Raw genomic sequence first — 16,917 nt, 5'->3', positions numbered from 1 at the left:
CCATATGTGAAAATCTTATTCACATAAGAAATACGGGAGGAATGATGGGCGATTTTGCGCCAACTGTCGGCGTTTCCAGCACGCATCCAAAGGATATGCCCAGCGACCATGCCGAATTACCGGTGTGGAACGCCGAAAACTGGTTTTACGAGGACTGGCAGATCGGCCATCGCATTCGCTCGCTGCGCCGGACGATGGCGGAAGGCGAAAGCCATTTTTTCAATACGCTCGTGACTGACATTCATCCTTACGTGCAGGACCAGCTTTTCGCGGTGCGCGAAGGCGTTTTCGGAAAACGCCTGATTGCCGGGGCATTCGTGTTCTCAGCCGGTCTCGGCCTTGTGGCAACGAACTGCCCGAATGCCTTCTCCTACGGCTACGACAAGCTTCGCTTCATCAAGCCGGTTTTCATCGGCGACACGATCTACACGATCCGCACAAATCTGGAAAAAACGCCTCGCTATAAGGAGTTGGGCCTCACCCGCGCCAGCTACGAAGTCTTCAAAGGCGAAGGCGAACTGGTTCTCTATTGCGAGCATCTCCAGACCGTAAAATACCAAAACCCGTCGGATTTCGTCGGCAAAACGCAGAAGTAGAATTCATGAGCACCGATACCGAACTTCCGCTTTCCGGCCTTGTCGTCGTCGACATGAGCCAGTTTCTGTCTGGTCCTTATTGTTCATTGCGGCTGATGGATCTCGGCGCGCGCGTCATCAAGATCGAGCGCCCGGATGGCGGTGATCTCTCGCGGCGGCTTTATCTCAGTGACACGGAGATTGGCGGCGATTCGACGATTTTCCACGCGATCAACCGGGCCAAGGAAAGCCTTTCCATCGACTTGAAGAACGAGGCCGATCTGGCAGCACTTCGCACGCTGCTGGCCAAGGCGGACGTGATGATCCAGAATTTCCGCCCCGGCGTTATTCAGCGGCTGGGGCTCGATTACGAAGCGGTCAAGCAGATCAACCCGCGTCTCGTCTACGCATCGATCAGCGGCTATGGCGAGGAAGGCCCTTGGGTGAAGCGTCCCGGACAGGACCTTCTCGCGCAATCGCGCTCCGGCGTGATGTGGCTGAATGGCGATGAGTCGCAAGGTCCGGTGCCGTTCGGTCTGGCTGTTGGCGACATGCTGGCGGGTGCTGCGGCCGCGCAAGGCATTCTGGCGGCTCTAGTTCGGCGCGGCATCACCGGCAAAGGAAGCCTGGTCGAAACCAGCCTTCTCGAGGCGCTGGTCGATTTCCAGTTCGAAGTGCTGACCACGCATCTGAATGATGGCCGCCGTCTGCCGAAGCGTTCCGGCTTCCGCAGCGCACATGCCTATCTCTCCGCGCCCTACGGTGTTTATCCGGCAGCAGACGGATTTTTGGCGATTGCCATGACGCCGATTTCAAAACTCGCGCCGCTGCTTGGCCTGGAAGAGGAAATGGCGCCGTTCAGCGACAATCCATCCTCGTGGTTCACCGCCCGCGACGAGATCAAGGCGATTATCGCGGAGCGTATTGCGACGCGCAGCATCGACGAATGGCTGGCCATTCTCGACCCGGCCGACATCTGGTGCGCCAAGGTCTTGAACTGGCAGGAGCTGATCGACAGCGAAGGTTTTCAGGTTCTCGACATGCTGCAGACGGTAAAGCGTGAGGATGACGTATCGATCATGACGACGCGCTCGCCCATCCGCGTCAACGGTCTGCGCCCATCGTCCCACCGGGCAGCACCGCGCATCGGCGAACATAGTGCGGCTATCCGCGAGGAGTTCGGACTGTGAGCGCGCCGACCCTGAAAGGCATGACGTGGAGCCATCCGCGCGGCTACGATCCGATGGTCGCCTGCTCCGCAATCTGGCAGAAGCAAACCGGCGTGACCATCGAATGGGACAAGCGCTCGCTTCAGGATTTTGAATCCTTCCCCGTGGAAGAACTCGCCCGCGCCTACGATCTGATCGTCATCGACCACCCCCATGTCGGGCAGATAACCAGCGAAAACTGCGTCGCACCGCTCGATATTCCTGGTCGCGAAAACGACCTGCAGGCGCTTGCAGACGGCACTGTTGGCCAGTCCTTTCCGAGCTACAATTGGCAGGGGCATCAATGGGCCTTCCCGATCGATGCCGCCGCACAGGCGCAGGCATGGCGGCCCGATCTTTTGGAAGCTGCGCCAACGCGCTGGGAAGATATTTTGACGCTCGCGAAAGCCGGCAAAGTCTTGCTGCCGCTGCGCCCTCCCCATTCGCTTATGAGCTTCTACACTCTCTGCGCCAATCTGGGTGCTGCATGCGACGAACGGTTGGAAAACGGCACGTTCATCGATGCGGAGATCGGCGCGCAGGCTTGGGACATGATCCGCGAGATCACGGCTCTGGTCGATCCGGCCTGCCTAGAAATGGACCCCATCGCCGTCTCCGAGAAGATGGCCGAAAACGGTTCCAAAATCGCCTGCTCGCCGCTGATTTATGGCTATGTCAGCTATGCGCTTGAGGGTTTCCGCGCCAACCGCCTTGCCTTTGCGGACATACCGGCGGCGGGCGAAAGCGGTCCGATCGGCAGCGCGCTCGGCGGCACAGGCATTGCGGTATCGGCATTCTCGAAGGCAACTCAGGAAGCCATCGATTTCGCTTACTGGGTGGCCTCAGGCGACGTGCAGCGCGGGCCGTATGCGTCCGCCGGTGGACAGCCGGGCCATGCTACAGGCTGGGAAGATGCGGAAGTGAATGCAGCAACGGGCGATTTCTATCGGAACACACGCAAGACGCTGGAAACCGCATGGGTACGCCCACGCCACGATGGCTACATGGTTTTCCAGCAGGAAGCTTCGGATAGGATTAATGCGGGGCTTTTGGGAAAACATGCCGCGAAGGACGTGATTGGGGGCTTGGAAGCACTTTATCGGAAGAGCCTTTCGAGGTAGCGGCGCCGTCGTGGTGCGTCCTTCGAGGCTCGCTTCGCTCGCGCCTCAGGATGAGGGAAGGTAGCAATTTCGAGCCCACTCGCCCCGAAATAAAAGCTCGACCTCCCTCATCCTTGTATATTTATGATGTTGTATATTATCGGCGTCGGGCGGCGTGATTGTTGCCTGATCGCTGGATGGCTCGTGTCATCCCTGGGCTTTAGGCCCGTGCCTCAGCATGCGCGTCCAGCGTCCTGATTTTAATCCCGAACGGTTGCATGGGCTTTGTGCCCGGATTGCAAGGAAGGGTGGATCATGACGACCAAGATAATCACCTGCATGGGCATCGACGTGTCGAAGGCCTTTCTCGATGTTGCGTTTCTTGATGCTACACTGCCCGGCTCCCGGCAGGTGACGCGCTACAGCAATGATGTGGCAGGCGTCAGTGCGCTTGCCGCTGCTTTTGATGGCTCCGAGCTGGTGGTGCCCGATCTGGTGATAATCGAGGCGACGGGCGGCTATGAGCTGATCTGCGTGCGGGTGCTGCAGGCGCAGGGCTGGCCGGTGGCCGTGGTCAATCCGCGCCAGGTGCGCGACTTTGCCCGCGCGCAAGGCCAGCTTGCCAAGACCGATGCGCTGGATGCCCGCCTGCTGGCATCCTTCGGCCTGGCCATGCAGCCCGCGGTGCTGGCACCTTTCGATCCCTCGCGCGATATGCTGGCCGCACTGGTGGCCCGGCGCCGGCAGTTGATCGACATGGCGATCGCCGAGAAAAACCGCAAAGAGCAGGCCGCCGCCTATCCGAGCGCCGACAAAACCATCACCGGCAGTATCGACGCCATATTGAGCTTCCTGAAAAGCCAGCTCATCTCGCTCGACACGTCCATCGCGCTGGCGGTGGCAGCCGATCCGCACATGGCAGCCGCCTATCAACGCCTGACGCAAGTGCCCGGCATCGGGGCGGTGACCGCAGCAATCATCCTGGCCGAACTGCCCGAACTCGGCCACATCGATCACAAAAAGATCGCTGCCCTGGTCGGCGTTGCTCCCATCAACCGCGACAGCGGACGGCATCGTGGCGAACGCCATATCGGCGGCGGACGCCATAGCGTACGCTGCGCCCTTTACATGGCCACCATCTCGGGCGTGCGCTGCAATCCGCAACTCACCGAATTCTACAAACGCCTTAAAGCCAACGGCAAACCCTCAAAGCTCGCCCTCATTGCAACACTGCGCAAACTCACCGGCATCCTCAACGCCATCATGCGAAAACACATCCAGGAAACTCAACAACAATACGGTTGCTGAGGCGCGAGCGAAGCGAGCCTCGAAGGACGCACTAAGCATCAAGCTTCCAAATCCGCTTGGCATTCCCCGAATACAACTTACCACGCTCATTCTCACTCGTACCATCGAGCAGCGCATGCGTTGCCGCGACCCAAGTCGCAAGCCCGCCGCCCAGCGTGCAGACCGGCCAGTCGCTTCCCCAAACGACACGATCCCAGCCGAATTCGCCGATCGTGTGCTGGACAAAAGGGCGAAGCGTCTCAACCGTCCAGCTTGACGGGTCGGCGTAGGCGACGACGCCGGAAATCTTGGCCGTTACATTCGGGCGCTTGGCGATTTCCGTGATTTGTTCGCGCCAAGGGTGGTGATGACTGCCCTTGATGTCCGGTACGCCGCAATGATCCAGAATGAACTGAACGTCGGGTGCGAGGTCGGCCAGCGCAATTGCCTTGGGAATCTGGTGGGGTAGAACGCAGAGATCGAATGTCAGCCCGCTGCTGCCTATCCGCTTGATGTTTTCGCGAAACAGCGCGCCTTCCGAAAGATCGTCCGGCATGACGTGAAGCACACGGCGAAAGCCCTTCACCAGCCGATCCGATTTTTGCTTTTCGAGATATTCGGCAAAACCTCTTTCTTCGGGACGGCAAGCGACGATTGCGCCGCTGATGAGATTGCCCGGACGGCTGGAAACGGCGCGGACATAGGACGTTTCCGCATCTATATCCTGGGGATCGACATCGACCTCCATATGGAGCGTCGCTTCGATGCCTGCTCTTTTCGCCTCGACCTCATATTCAGCGTAGAGAAAATCCCGGTTCAGCGATGGCGCGCCGACGAGCCACGGATAACGCAGCATCGACAGGTCGATGAGATGAAGATGCGTGTCGATCAGCATGAAAGCTCCTCCCGAAAGCCACCAATACTCCCACAAGAGAATTACTTATTCAAATAAGAATTTACGCCTGCGCGGCGATGTCTGCTCCGGCAAGGCTGGAAAGCGTGCGAGTCGTTTTCAACAACAGCTCGATCGTCTGCGTAATGTCAGGCGCATTCGGCACATTGACCAGCGTAATGTAGGGAACTGTGAGGGCTGCAATCGAGCGCCCGTCGGGGCCGAGCACCGGGGCCGAAAGGTTGTAGACGCCAGCGGTCTGGGCGCTTGCCATCATCTCGTAGCCCCGCTCTTTGATCTGATCGAGACGCGTGAAGAAATCGGGCGTCGGTTTGATCTCGTTGGCGCGCGGATTTTCCTCGATCATCATCGCGCGTTCCTCGGCTGAGCGGAACGCCAGAAGAATATGGCCCGAGCCGGTGTCTATCAGGCTGATATGAGAGCCGACGCGGATCGAAATTCCCCAGTAGCCCGGTGCTTCCTGCTGCGCGATCACCACGGCAGAGCCGCGATCGAACACGACGAGCTGGTTGGCCTGCTTGGACTTGTCGGCAAGCTCACGCATCAGCGGCGTGGCGTAGGAAACCAGCCTGCGCACCGGAGCATGAAGCTGGGCAAGACCGAACAGTTTCAGCGTCAGTGCAAACCGGTCGCCATCGATTCGCGTGACGTAACCACGGCGCACGAGGCGGTCGAGCATGCGGTAGAATTCATTGGGACTGCGGCCAAGCTGCTTGGCGATTTCGGCCTGCGTCAGCCCGCCATCAACGCCTGCGAGCAGCTCCAATATGTCGAGGCCCTTGTCCAGCGCTGGTGCCCGGTAGCGATCTGCTTCGTCCTGATCCACCGAAATCTCCCCTGTGAATAGATGGCTCCATATACGCATAGCGGCACTTTTTGGGAAGCGCCGCACACTTGACGCACGAATAAAAATCCTGTTTGAATATGAATGATGCATCCACATGTGGGGTGCAGTCAATTGGCGAAAGCCAAGACGACATTCTGATCGGGAGGAATTCAATGTACAGATTGCTAGCCAGCGTCTCCGCTGGCGTATTGGGCATTGCGCTCGGCGTCGGCTTTGCAGCCGCAGCCGAACTGCCCGGAAAATTTGACGGCGTGACCATCGACGCCAAGCTGATCGGCGGGCAGCAATATGAGCCGCTTTATGCGCGCATCGGCGAATGGGAGAAGGCGACCGGCGCGAAGGTCAATGTCATTTCGAAGAAGAACCACTTTGATCTCGACAAGGAAATCAAATCGGACATCGCGGCTGGCAGCCTGAACTGGTGCGTCGGCTCCAATCACTCATCCTTCGCCCCGCAATATCCGGATATCTACACCGATATCGCAGCGCTTCTGCCGAAGGAAGAAATCGACGCATTCGTTCCAAGCGTCATCAAGGCATCCACGCTCGACGACAAGCTGGTCATGCTGCCGCGCGCTCAGTTCGACGTTTCGGCGCTCTATTATCAAAAGAGCCTTTACGAAGACGAAGCCAAGAAAACCGCATTCAAGGAAAAATACGGCAAGGACCTCACCCCTCCTGACACCTGGGCGGACGTGACGGAACAGGCCGAATTCTTCGCCAACCCGCCGGATTTTTACGGCACGCAGTTCGCAGGCAAGGAAGAAGCGATCAACGGCCGTTTCTATGAAATGCTGGTTGCCGAGGGCGGCGAATATCTCGATGCCGAAGGCCGTCCGGTGTTCAACTCCGAAGCTGGCGTTCGCGCGCTCGATTGGTTCGTGAACCTCTACAAGGCAAAGGCCGTTCCGGCAGGCACGACCAACTATCTCTGGGACGATCTCGGTCAGGGCTTCGCGTCCGGCGCAATCGCGCTCAATCTGGATTGGCCGGGCTGGGCAGGCTTCTTCAACGATCCGAAATCCTCGAAAGTCGCGGGCAATGTCGGCGTGAAGGTTCAGCCAAAAGGCTCTTCGGGAAAACGCACCGGCTGGTCGGGCCATCACGGCTTCTCCATCACTGAAGGCTGCGCCAACAAGGAAGCTGCCGCATCGCTGATCTGGTGGTTGACGAATGAGGACAGCCAGAAGCTGGAATCGTCCGCTGGCCCGCTCCCGACCCGCTCTGCGGTTTGGGAAGCCAACATCAAAGAAGCGGTATCCGATCCTTACCGGACCGAAGTGCTGAAGGCTTTCCAGGAAGCTGCCGAAAACGCCTTCCCGGTTCCGCAGACTGCCGAATGGATCGAAATATCCAATGCGGTCTATCCTGAACTGCAGGCGGCGATCCTCGGCGACAAGACGTCCAAGCAGGCGCTCGATACGGCGGCGGAAAAAGCCACTGCCATTCTCGAAGACGCAGGCAAGCTCTAAGCTAACCGGAGGCGCGTTTCACCGCGCGCCTCCCTTGTCTTTTCAGCGGCCATCATTGGCCGGCACAAGCAGCGCGACTTCGTCTGGCCTGCCAACCAAGACAATGAAAAATTCCGATGAGAATTCCCAAACCGTCAGCACCGACCCTTCTTCTGCTTCCAGCAATCATCGTGCTGGCAGCCGTGGTTGTCGTTCCGCTACTCCTGTCGCTTTATTCCAGCTTTACGCCGTTTCGCCTGACGCGGCCGGAAACGCTGTGGGTGTTCATCGGCTTTCGCAACTATGCCAATCTTTTGTCCGATTGGCAGTTCTGGGTGGCTTTCGGCAGAACCGTTCTGCTGCTGACGGTCGCGCTCAATCTGGAAATGTTTCTCGGGCTGGGCCTCGCGCTTCTCGTTGAAAAAGCATCGCGTGGGCAGCGCATTTTGCGCACGATGATGATGTTTCCGATGATGTTTTCGCCAATTCTCGTCGGTTTTCAGTTCAAATTCATGTTCAACGACAATATCGGCCTCGTGAACAACGCGCTTCAGGCACTTGGCCTGACCGACCGCGCCATTCCGTGGCTGATCGAAGGCCACCTCGCCTTCTTCGCGATCCTCGTTGCCGAAGTCTGGTCCTCGACCGCCGTCTTTGCGATCCTTATCCTCGCTGGCCTGCTTGCCATGCCTAAGGAGCCGATGGAGGCCGCCCGCGTCGATGGCTGCACGCCGTGGCAGACCTTCCGCTATGTCACATGGCCCTTCATCATGCCGTTCGCCTTCATCGCCATGACGATCCGCTCGCTGGATGTCGCCCGCGCCTATGACATCGTAAAGATCATGACCGATGGCGGCCCGGCCAAGCGCACAGAACTGCTTTGGACGCTCGTTGCCCGCACCGGCTACAGCGACGCCCGCATGGGCCTTGCCAATGCCATGGCCTATTTTGCGATCTTCCTGTCGATCATCTTCACCGTCTACTTCTTCCGCAAGCTTGCTGCTGCGCGTGCCCAGATCGGAGCGGAGTGGTAGGATGGACCAGAACAGCACCCACCGCGTCAAGCGCCGGCTTCTCAAAGTCGCTCACTTGATCACCCTGTTCGTAGCAATGACGATCATCTGCCTGCCGGGCCTCTGGATCGTGCTGAATTCGCTGCGACCCACCGTCGAGATCATGGCGAAACCGCCGGTATGGATACCGCGCGAGCTTTCCTTCGATGCCTATGTCGCGATGTTCAGCGGCGTCGGCAAAGGCGGCATTCCGGTCATCGACTATTTCCGCAATTCGCTGATCATTTCCGTCACCTCGACGGCGATCGCAATCGCCATCGGCATGTCGGGCGGCTATGCGTTCGCGCGCTACCGCTTCCGCGGCAAGTCTATGATGTTCCTCGGCTTCATGCTGACGCGCACGGTGCCGGGCATCGCTTTGTCGCTGCCGCTGTTCATTCTTTACGCGCGCATCGGCATCATCGACACGCATTTCGGCCTGATCATCACCTATGTCGCGCTTAATGTGCCTTTTACGATCTGGCTGATCGACGGGTTTTTCCGGCAGGTTCCGAAAGACCTGGCAGAGGCTGCCCAGATCGACGGCTGCACGCGCTGGCAGGCCTTCTGGCAGGTTGAATTTCCGCTTGCCGGTCCGGGCATCGCTTCGGCGGCGATCTTCGCATTCCTTACATCGTGGAACGAATTCGCGCTGGCGTCGCAGCTTACCCGCTCGGTGAACTCGAAGACGCTGCCTGTCGGCCTGCTCGACTACACATCGGAATTCACCATCGACTGGCGAGGCATGTGCGCGCTGGCCGTCGTGATGATCGTTCCGGCACTCACACTTACTTTCCTCGTACAGAAACATCTCGTCGGCGGCCTCACCTCCGGCGCGGTGAAAGGCTAGATAATGGCAACCGTCACGCTCAAAAACCTCGTCAAGCGCTACGGCAATCTCGAGATTGTGCATGGCATCGACCTCGACGTGAAAGACCGCGAGTTCATCGCGCTGGTCGGCCCGTCCGGCTGCGGAAAGTCGACCACCTTGCGCATGATCGCAGGCCTTGAGGACATCAGCGACGGCGAGATCGACATTGGCGGGCGCGTCGTCAACGATCTGCCGCCCCGCGCCCGCAATATCTCGATGGTCTTCCAGTCCTACGCGCTCTATCCGCATATGACGGTGAAGGAGAATATGGGCTTCTCGCTGAAAATCGCGAATGTGGCGAAAGATGACATCGAAAAGCGCGTCGCGGAAGCGGCAAGCATTCTCGATCTCGGCCATCTGCTTGAGCGCCGCCCCTCGCAGCTTTCCGGCGGCCAGCGCCAGCGCGTCGCAATGGGCCGTGCAATCGTGCGCGATCCCGATGTGTTCCTGTTCGACGAACCGCTTTCCAATCTCGACGCCAAGCTGCGCACGCAGATGCGCACCGAGATCAAGAAGCTGCACGCCAAAGTGCAATCGACCGTCATTTACGTGACCCACGATCAGGTCGAGGCGATGACGCTCGCCGATCGCATCGTCATCATGCGCGACGGCTATATCGAGCAGGTCGGCACGCCCGACGAGGTTTTCCGCCGCCCCGCGACACGCTTCGTTGCAGGCTTCATCGGCTCGCCGCCTATGAATCTGCACGAGGCGACCGTCGAAGACGGCAAAGTCGTATTCGCGACGGGCGAAAGCCTGCCCCTGCCGGTTCAGTTCCGCTCATCGGTCATGGCTGGTCAGAAGGTCGTGTTCGGTCTTCGCCCGGACGATGTCTATCCAAGCGGCCACGGCATTTCGTCCGGCGGCGAGGCCGATGTTCACACTGCCGAGTTCCCCGTTTCGATCACCGAACCGCTGGGCAATGAAACGCTGGTCTTCTTCGAACTCAATGGCCGTGATTGGGTATCGCGCATGCTCAACCCGAAGCCGCTGAAGATGGGCGAGAAAATCGCGCTCAGCTTCGACCTTTCGCAGGCGCATCTGTTCGATGCGGAAAGCGGCAAGAGCCTTCGGAACTGACATGGCCAAAATCGAAAAAATCGAACTGCGGATGGTCGACCTTGTGCCCAAGGTCAAACGCACCGACGCGATCCAGAGCTTTGTCAGCCAGGAAACGCCGATCGTAATCATCACCGATTCCGATGGCGCGACCGGCACTGGCTACAGCTATACGATCGGCACCGGCGGCTCGTCCGTCATGCGCCTGCTTTCCGATCATCTGGCGCCGCGCCTGCTCGGACAGGATGCGGATTGCATCGAGGCTATCTGGCACGATCTCGAATTCGCGACCCATGCAACGACCATCGGCGCAATCACATCCATCGCGCTTGCAGCCGTCGATACGGCACTTTGGGATTTGCGCGCGCGCAAGCAGAATTTGCCTTTGTGGAAACTCGCAGGCGGAGCGAAGGAGCGTTGCCCGCTCTACACCACCGAAGGCGGCTGGCTGCATATAGAAACGCAGGCGCTTGTCGATGACGCGCTGGAAGCCAAAGCGAAAGGTTTTCGCGGCTCCAAGGTCAAGATCGGCAGGCCGCATGGTTCGGAAGATCTGGCCCGCCTTTCAGCCGTGCGCAAGGCGGTTGGCGACGGCTATGAAATCATGACCGATGCCAATCAGGGCTTTACCGTCGATGAAGCGATCCGGCGTGCCGGACGGCTGCGCGAACTCGACCTCGCATGGATCGAGGAGCCGCTGGCAGCCGACGACATTGACGGTCATATCCGCCTGTCCAACTCGACGCCGACGCCGATTGCGATTGGCGAGTCTCTCTATTCGATCCGCCATTTCCGCGAATACATGCAGAAGGGCGCATGCTCCGTCGTTCAGGTGGATGTCGGCCGCATCGGCGGTATCACGCCATGGCTGAAAGTCGCGCATGCGGCCGAGGCTTTCGACATTCCCGTCTGTCCGCATTTCCTGATGGAACTGCATGTAAGCCTGACCTGCGCCGTGCCGAACGGCAAATTCGTCGAATATATTCCGCAGCTCGACGAATTGACCTCAAGCCGCATGCGCATCGAAGATGGCTTCGCCTATGCACCGAGCGAACCGGGCATCGGCATCGACTGGGATTGGGATGCGCTGAAGGCCAAAAGCATTCCCGAATTCACGACCGAAATCAGGAGCTGACGATGCAGCGCATGGGAATGGTTATCGGCGTAAAGCCAGAAACGATTGCAGAATACAAAAAGCTGCACGCCGCCGTCTGGCCCGAAATTCTGGCGCTTATTTCTGACTGCAATATCCGAAACTACACGATTTTCCTGCGCGAGCCGGAAAATCTGCTGTTCGGCACATGGGAATATCACGGAACCGACTTCGCTGCCGACATGGCGAAGATGGCCGAGAACCCGAAGAACAAGGAATGGTGGGCCGTCTGCATGCCCTGCCAGCAACCACTGGAAAGCCGCGCCGATGGCGAGTGGTGGGCAATGATGGAAGAGGTGTTTCATCATGAATAAATCCCGCTCGGAACGGCAGTGGTTCGACCCCCACTCCGGCCTTTCAGGCCACCTCTCCCCCGATCGACGGGGGAGAGGAAGGCGCGGCAGCATGGCTTTCGCGCATCCATCCAATTACAGCGCAGAAAAAAGCTCCTTTCCTCTCCCCCCTCGATCGGGGGGTCCGAAGGACGGGCGAGACCCGCGGCTCGCCCCGGAATGGTGCCGAGCAAAGCGAGGCGGAGTGGGGGTCGACCGGCGATGACCTTCAACCCTGCCTCCCTCGCCCAGTCTTGGCCCCTACCCGCAGATCCGCGTCCGATCGTGACTTTCGGCGCAGGCTCCATCGTCGGCGATGCGCATTTCCCTGCCTACAAAAAGGCAGGCTTTCCTATTGCCGGTCTCTACGACCCGGACATAGAAAAAGCGCGCGTACTTGCAGAGAAATGGAACGTCCGCTCTTTCGAATCTATCGAAGAAGCAGTCTCGGTAGAGCGCGCGATTTTCGATCTGGCGACGCCGCCTGCGCGTCATGCCGATGTGCTGCGAAAATTGCCTGACGGCGCGCCCGTGCTGATCCAGAAGCCGATGGGTTCCGACCTCGATCAGGCGACCGAAATTCTCAAAATCTGCCGTGGAAAAAACCTCAAGGCGGCGATGAATTTCCAGCTTCGTTTCGCGCCGATGATGCTGGCGTTGAAAGATGCGATTGCCAAGGGTTGGCTGGGCGAGATCGTCGATTTCGACGCATGGCTGGCGCTCGATACGCCGTGGCAGCTCTGGCCTTTTCTGAAAGGGCAGCCGCGCATCGAAATCGCCATGCATTCGATCCATTATCTCGATCTGATCCGGCAGGTTCTGGGTGATCCGCAGGGTGTTCACGCCAAGACGATGGGCCATCCGAACCATGATGTCGCGCAGACCCGCACCAGCGCTATTCTCGATTATGGCGACCGCGTTCGTTGCGCGCTTTCAATCAATCACGATCATAAATTCGGACGTAAATTTCAGACCTGCGAATTCCGCGTCGCTGGCACGGAAGGTGCAGCGTACCTCCAACTCGGTGTCAATCTCGACTATCCGCGCGGTGAGCCGGACCGTCTGCTGATCCACCCTAAGGGCGGCAGCGAATGGATCGACGTTCCGCTCGAAGGCGCATGGTTTCCAGACGCGTTTGTCGGCCGCATGGCCAACCTCCAGCGTTTTGCATCCGGCGAAGACAGCGAACTTGTAAGCTCCGTCGAAGACGCCTGGAACACCATGGCTCTCGTCGAAGCCGCCTATCAATCCAGCGTGTCGCCCGCGACGCCGCTCCAGCGGAGGCCCTGAATTGGCTGAGCAATCCATCTATTTCGAAGATTACGAACTCGGCCATGTGCGCACCACCACCGGGCGCACGATCACCGAGACTGACTTCGTCGTCCATGCCGGTCACACAGGCGATTTCTTCCCGCACCACATGGATGCGGAATTCGCCAAGACGACGCCGTTCGGCCAGCGCGTAGCACATGGAACGATGATCTTTTCGATCGGCGTCGGCCTCACCGCCAGCCTCATCAACCCGGTTGCTTTTTCATATGGCTATGACAGGCTCCGCTTCGTCCGGCCGGTCTTCATCGGCGACACAATCCGCACGCGCGTCACGATTTCGTCAAAGGAAGACGATCCGAAACGCAAGGATGCGGGGCGCGTTGTCGAGCGTTGCGAAGTCATAAACCAGCGGGACGAGGTCGTGCTTGCGGCCGACCACATTCTTATCGCCGAGCGCAAAAGCGCGGCGTAATTCCGAAAGGCAATACATTGAGCGATCTGAACGGAAAGACGGTTCTTATAACGGCAGCCGCGCAGGGCATCGGCAAGGCGACAGCGCTCGCTTTTGCGCGCCAAGGCGCAATCGTGCATGCGACAGACATCAACGAAAAGCTGCTGCAGGCGCTGGCCGGCGAGGCCGACATCAAGACCCGCAAGCTCGACGTGCTGAACAATGACGCCGTCAGCCAGGCCATCTCCGAAATCGGCGAGGTGGATGTGTTGTTCAATTGCGCAGGCTTCGTGCATGCAGGCTCGATCCTCGAAATGAAGGACGAAGAGCTCGAATTCGCGCTCGATCTGAACGTCAAGTCGATGGTGCGCACCATCCGCGCGGTGCTTCCGGGAATGATCGAGCGTGGCGACGGCGCAATCATCAACATGTCGTCGGTTGCCAGCAGCATCAAAGGCGTGCCGAACCGGTTCGCCTATGGGCTGAGCAAGGCTGCCGTCATCGGCCTGACCAAGGCGGTCGCCGCCGATTACATCACGCAGGGTATTCGCTGCAACGCGATCTGCCCCGGCACGGTCGAAAGCCCCTCGCTGGAAGATCGCATGAAGGCGCAGGGCGACTATGAAAAGGCGCGCGCCGCCTTCATCGCCCGCCAGCCGATGGGCCGCCTCGGCACACCCGAAGAAATCGCCGATCTCGCCGTCTATCTGGCAGGCGCGACTTATACGACTGGTCAGGCCTACGCTATCGACGGCGGTTGGGCTATCTAGACTCCGGAAAATGAAAATTTTCTCGGTAAAAATTGAATTCAGGAAGGAACACGCATGAAACTTCTACGCTATGGCGAAGCAGGCAAGGAGCGCCCCGGCATTCTCGATGCGGATGGCAACATTCGCGACCTCAGCGGCAAGGTGGCCGACATCGGCGGCAAGGACATCGACCCGGCGGCACTGGAAGCGCTCGGCAAGATCGATCCCGCTTCGCTGCCGCTCGTGGAAGGCAACCCGCGCCTCGGCCCTTGCGTCATGGGCACCGGCAAATTCATCTGCATCGGCCTGAACTATTCCGACCATGCCGCCGAAACGGGTGCAACCGTTCCGCCGGAGCCGATCATCTTCATGAAGGCAACCTCGGCAATCGTCGGCCCGAATGATGACGTCTTCATTCCGCGCGGTTCCGAAAAGACCGATTGGGAAGTCGAGCTTGGCATCGTCATCGGCAAGACCGCGAAATATGTCAGCGAAGACGAAGCGCTGGATTATGTCGCGGGCTACGCGACCATTCACGATGTTTCCGAACGCGCATTCCAGACCGAGCGCTCCGGCCAGTGGACGAAGGGAAAATCCTGCGACACGTTCGGCCCGACCGGCCCGTGGCTGGTGACGAAGGACGAAATTCCCGACCCGCAGAACCTGGCGATGTGGCTTAAGGTCAATGGTGAGACGATGCAGGACGGCTCGACCAAGACGATGGTCTACGGCGTTCGCCACCTCGTTTCCTATCTCAGCCAGTTCATGTCTCTGCAGCCCGGCGACATCATTTCCACCGGCACGCCGCCCGGCGTCGGCATGGGCATGAAGCCCCCGCGCTATCTCAAGGCAGGCGATGTCGTCGAGATGGGCATCGAAGGGCTTGGCACACAGTGCCAGACGATGAAGGCCGACAAGTAGTCAATACCCGGCGGCGCAGAAGCGCCGCCGTACACAATCATCATTTTTGAACGGAAGGCCATCCGGCCCTCCGTACAGGAGAGGTATTTCCGTGACGCGCATTACCGATCTTCGCGTATTCGATCTTCGCTTCCCCACGTCGCAGAGCCTCGACGGCTCGGACGCGATGAATCCGGACCCGGATTATTCCGCGGCCTATGTCATTCTCGACACGGATTCGGATGGGCTTGCGGGTCATGGGCTGACCTTCACCATCGGGCGCGGCAACGAAATCTGCTGCCTTGCCATAGAAGCACTTCGACACCTCGTCGTCGGCCTGGAACTCGATTGGGTCAAACAGGACCCGGCGCGCTTCTGGCGTCACATCACCGGAGACAGCCAGTTGCGCTGGATCGGCCCGGACAAGGGCGCGATGCATCTGGCAGTCGGCGCTGTCGTCAATGCGGTATGGGACCTTTGGGCGAAGGAAGCGGGCAAGCCCGTCTGGCGTCTGGTCGCCGAAATGACGCCTGAAGAAGTCCTGTCCATCGTCGATTTCCGTTATCTGACCGACGTGCTGACGCGCGACGAAGCGCTGGCCATTCTGCGCAAGGCGGACGCCGGAAAGGCGGAACGCATCGCCATCCTCGAGCGCGACGGTTACGCCTGCTACACGACTTCCGCAGGCTGGCTCGGCTACTCGGATGAGAAGCTGCGCCGCCTCTGCCAGGAAGCAGTCGATGAAGGCTTCAATCATGTGAAGATGAAGGTAGGCCGCGATCTCGAAGACGACATTCGCCGCCTCACCATTGCGCGCGAAGTGCTCGGCCCCGACCGGACGCTGATGATCGATGCCAATCAGGTCTGGGAAGTCGGCGAAGCGATCGACTGGGTGAAAAAGCTGTCCTTCGCAAATCCATTCTTCATCGAAGAACCGACCAGCCCGGACGATATTGCAGGTCATCGCAAAATCCGCGAAGCGATTGCGCCTGTCAAAGTCGCGACCGGCGAAATGTGCCAGAACCGCATCATCTTCAAGCAGTTGATTGCCGAAGGCGCGATCGACGTCGTGCAGATCGATTCATGCCGCATGGGCGGTTTGAACGAAGTTCTGGCTGTCCTGCTCATCGCGGCGAAATACGATCTGCCGGTCTGGCCGCATGCAGGCGGCGTCGGGCTTTGCGAATATGTGCAGCATCTGTCGATGATCGACTACATCTCGATTTCAGGCACAAAGGACGGCCGCGTTATCGAATATGTCGATCATCTGCACGAGCATTTCGTAGACCCGTGCGATATCAGAAATGCGGCCTACATGCCGCCTTCCCTGCCTGGCTTTTCAATCGAAATGAAAGAAGCCTCGATCCGGGAATATCGTCACAAGCCGGGCTAGTGCCTTTCATTTTCAAATAGAACCGCCGGCGGGACAGCACCCCCCTCTGCCCTGCCGGGCATCTCCCCCTCAAGGGTGGAGATTACTCTGTCATGAACGAGTGGTACCAATTACTGACGTCGCAGAATTCATGCGGAGAGTTGTGTCAGCCAATCTCCACCCTTGAGGGGGAGATGCCCGGCAGGGCAGAGGGGTGTGTTTCACTATGCCATCAAAGCGGGAAACACTCTAACCAAGCCGCAACGCGATTACCCCACCGACAATGAACAGCGCGGCGCAGCAGCGCCACGCTGTCAGGCGTTCG

Annotated in this window: 17 protein-coding genes; 15 read left to right on the top strand and 2 right to left on the bottom strand. The window is 59.1% G+C overall.

What is annotated here, in order from left to right; translation table 11 throughout:
* Positions 1–44: 44 nt before the first annotated feature.
* From ABFT80_RS24730 to ABFT80_RS24715, 4 genes are all read left to right on the top strand, one after another.
* Complete coding sequence (locus ABFT80_RS24730; protein WP_347974735.1) at positions 45–596, top strand: MaoC family dehydratase; 552 nt, start codon at positions 45–47, stop codon at positions 594–596.
* Between the two features lie 5 nt (positions 597–601).
* Positions 602–1,765: a CaiB/BaiF CoA transferase family protein gene (locus ABFT80_RS24725; protein WP_347974617.1), complete on the top strand. Its 1,164-nt coding sequence runs from the start codon at positions 602–604 to the stop codon at positions 1,763–1,765.
* Positions 1,762–2,904, top strand: a complete 1,143-nt coding sequence (locus tag ABFT80_RS24720; RefSeq protein ID WP_347974616.1) for an extracellular solute-binding protein — start codon at positions 1,762–1,764, stop codon at positions 2,902–2,904. The genes ABFT80_RS24725 and ABFT80_RS24720 overlap by 4 nt, the downstream gene beginning before the upstream one ends.
* Positions 2,905–3,198: 294 nt before the next feature.
* Positions 3,199–4,191 carry an IS110 family RNA-guided transposase gene (locus ABFT80_RS24715; protein ID WP_347974615.1) on the top strand — a complete coding sequence of 331 codons (993 nt, stop codon included), beginning with the start codon at positions 3,199–3,201 and terminating at the stop codon, positions 4,189–4,191.
* 31 nt (positions 4,192–4,222) lie between these two features.
* Here the strand turns inward: ABFT80_RS24715 and ABFT80_RS24710 are convergent, their stop codons facing one another.
* Together ABFT80_RS24710 and ABFT80_RS24705 are read right to left on the bottom strand one after the other, a co-directional pair.
* Positions 4,223–5,065, bottom strand: a complete 843-nt coding sequence (locus tag ABFT80_RS24710; protein ID WP_347974614.1) for an amidohydrolase family protein — start codon at positions 5,063–5,065, stop codon at positions 4,223–4,225.
* Positions 5,066–5,126: 61 nt separating this feature from the next.
* Positions 5,127–5,909, bottom strand: a complete 783-nt coding sequence (locus tag ABFT80_RS24705) for an IclR family transcriptional regulator (RefSeq protein ID WP_347974613.1) — start codon at positions 5,907–5,909, stop codon at positions 5,127–5,129.
* Between the two features lie 173 nt (positions 5,910–6,082).
* Here ABFT80_RS24705 and ABFT80_RS24700 point away from each other — a divergent pair, with 173 nt between their 5' ends.
* The 11 genes from ABFT80_RS24700 to ABFT80_RS24650 all read left to right on the top strand — a co-directional run bounded on the left by ABFT80_RS24700 (position 6,083) and on the right by ABFT80_RS24650 (position 16,613).
* The gene (locus ABFT80_RS24700; protein WP_347974612.1) at positions 6,083–7,402 is read left to right on the top strand and encodes an ABC transporter substrate-binding protein; all 1,320 of its coding nucleotides are present in this window, start codon (positions 6,083–6,085) and stop codon (positions 7,400–7,402) included.
* A gap of 116 nt (positions 7,403–7,518) precedes the next feature.
* Positions 7,519–8,415 carry a carbohydrate ABC transporter permease gene (locus tag ABFT80_RS24695; protein ID WP_347974611.1) on the top strand — a complete coding sequence of 299 codons (897 nt, stop codon included), beginning with the start codon at positions 7,519–7,521 and terminating at the stop codon, positions 8,413–8,415.
* A 1-nt stretch (position 8,416) separates the two neighbouring features.
* Positions 8,417–9,283, top strand: coding sequence for a carbohydrate ABC transporter permease (locus tag ABFT80_RS24690; protein ID WP_347974610.1), 867 nt, complete (start codon positions 8,417–8,419; stop codon positions 9,281–9,283).
* Positions 9,284–9,286: 3 nt separating this feature from the next.
* Complete coding sequence (locus ABFT80_RS24685) at positions 9,287–10,384, top strand: ABC transporter ATP-binding protein (RefSeq protein ID WP_347974609.1); 1,098 nt, start codon at positions 9,287–9,289, stop codon at positions 10,382–10,384.
* A gap of 1 nt (position 10,385) precedes the next feature.
* Positions 10,386–11,498 (top strand): mandelate racemase/muconate lactonizing enzyme family protein, encoded by a 1,113-nt coding sequence (locus tag ABFT80_RS24680; protein ID WP_347974608.1) that lies wholly within the window; start codon positions 10,386–10,388, stop codon positions 11,496–11,498.
* A gap of 2 nt (positions 11,499–11,500) precedes the next feature.
* A complete protein-coding gene (locus ABFT80_RS24675; RefSeq protein ID WP_347974607.1) occupies positions 11,501–11,830 on the top strand; it encodes an L-rhamnose mutarotase in 330 nt (109 codons plus the stop codon).
* A 240-nt stretch (positions 11,831–12,070) separates the two neighbouring features.
* A complete protein-coding gene (locus tag ABFT80_RS24670) occupies positions 12,071–13,138 on the top strand; it encodes a Gfo/Idh/MocA family protein (protein WP_347974606.1) in 1,068 nt (355 codons plus the stop codon).
* Position 13,139: 1 nt separating this feature from the next.
* Positions 13,140–13,592: a MaoC/PaaZ C-terminal domain-containing protein gene (locus ABFT80_RS24665; protein ID WP_347974605.1), complete on the top strand. Its 453-nt coding sequence runs from the start codon at positions 13,140–13,142 to the stop codon at positions 13,590–13,592.
* Between the two features lie 17 nt (positions 13,593–13,609).
* The gene (locus tag ABFT80_RS24660) at positions 13,610–14,341 is read left to right on the top strand and encodes an SDR family oxidoreductase (RefSeq protein WP_347974604.1); all 732 of its coding nucleotides are present in this window, start codon (positions 13,610–13,612) and stop codon (positions 14,339–14,341) included.
* Between the two features lie 54 nt (positions 14,342–14,395).
* Complete coding sequence (locus ABFT80_RS24655) at positions 14,396–15,241, top strand: fumarylacetoacetate hydrolase family protein (protein ID WP_347974603.1); 846 nt, start codon at positions 14,396–14,398, stop codon at positions 15,239–15,241.
* Positions 15,242–15,332: 91 nt separating this feature from the next.
* Entirely contained in the window at positions 15,333–16,613 is a 1,281-nt protein-coding gene (locus tag ABFT80_RS24650) for an L-fuconate dehydratase (RefSeq protein WP_347974602.1), read from the top strand.
* Positions 16,614–16,917 lie beyond the last annotated feature (304 nt).

It is taken from the genome of Foliimonas ilicis, assembly GCF_039939195.1.
Taxonomy (GTDB): Bacteria; Pseudomonadota; Alphaproteobacteria; order Rhizobiales; family Rhizobiaceae; genus Foliimonas; species Foliimonas ilicis.
The sequence above is the reverse complement of the archived record's forward strand: the minus strand, read 5'-3'. Positions and strand labels throughout refer to the sequence as shown.

Excerpts from the sequence above, each read along its gene's own strand:
- ABFT80_RS24695 (WP_347974611.1), top strand. The coding sequence starts at position 7,519 with ATGAGAATTCCCAAACCGTCAGCACCGACCCTTCTTCTGCTTCCAGCA.
- ABFT80_RS24730 (WP_347974735.1), top strand. The coding sequence starts at position 45 with ATGGGCGATTTTGCGCCAACTGTCGGCGTTTCCAGCACGCATCCAAAG.
- ABFT80_RS24675 (WP_347974607.1), top strand. The coding sequence starts at position 11,501 with ATGCAGCGCATGGGAATGGTTATCGGCGTAAAGCCAGAAACGATTGCA.
- ABFT80_RS24655 (WP_347974603.1), top strand. The coding sequence starts at position 14,396 with ATGAAACTTCTACGCTATGGCGAAGCAGGCAAGGAGCGCCCCGGCATT.
- ABFT80_RS24670 (WP_347974606.1), top strand. The coding sequence starts at position 12,071 with ATGACCTTCAACCCTGCCTCCCTCGCCCAGTCTTGGCCCCTACCCGCA.
- ABFT80_RS24690 (WP_347974610.1), top strand. The coding sequence starts at position 8,417 with ATGGACCAGAACAGCACCCACCGCGTCAAGCGCCGGCTTCTCAAAGTC.
- ABFT80_RS24725 (WP_347974617.1), top strand. The coding sequence starts at position 602 with ATGAGCACCGATACCGAACTTCCGCTTTCCGGCCTTGTCGTCGTCGAC.
- ABFT80_RS24680 (WP_347974608.1), top strand. The coding sequence starts at position 10,386 with ATGGCCAAAATCGAAAAAATCGAACTGCGGATGGTCGACCTTGTGCCC.
- ABFT80_RS24700 (WP_347974612.1), top strand. The coding sequence starts at position 6,083 with ATGTACAGATTGCTAGCCAGCGTCTCCGCTGGCGTATTGGGCATTGCG.
- ABFT80_RS24685 (WP_347974609.1), top strand. The coding sequence starts at position 9,287 with ATGGCAACCGTCACGCTCAAAAACCTCGTCAAGCGCTACGGCAATCTC.
- ABFT80_RS24715 (WP_347974615.1), top strand. The coding sequence starts at position 3,199 with ATGACGACCAAGATAATCACCTGCATGGGCATCGACGTGTCGAAGGCC.
- ABFT80_RS24710 (WP_347974614.1), bottom strand. The coding sequence starts at position 5,065 with ATGCTGATCGACACGCATCTTCATCTCATCGACCTGTCGATGCTGCGT.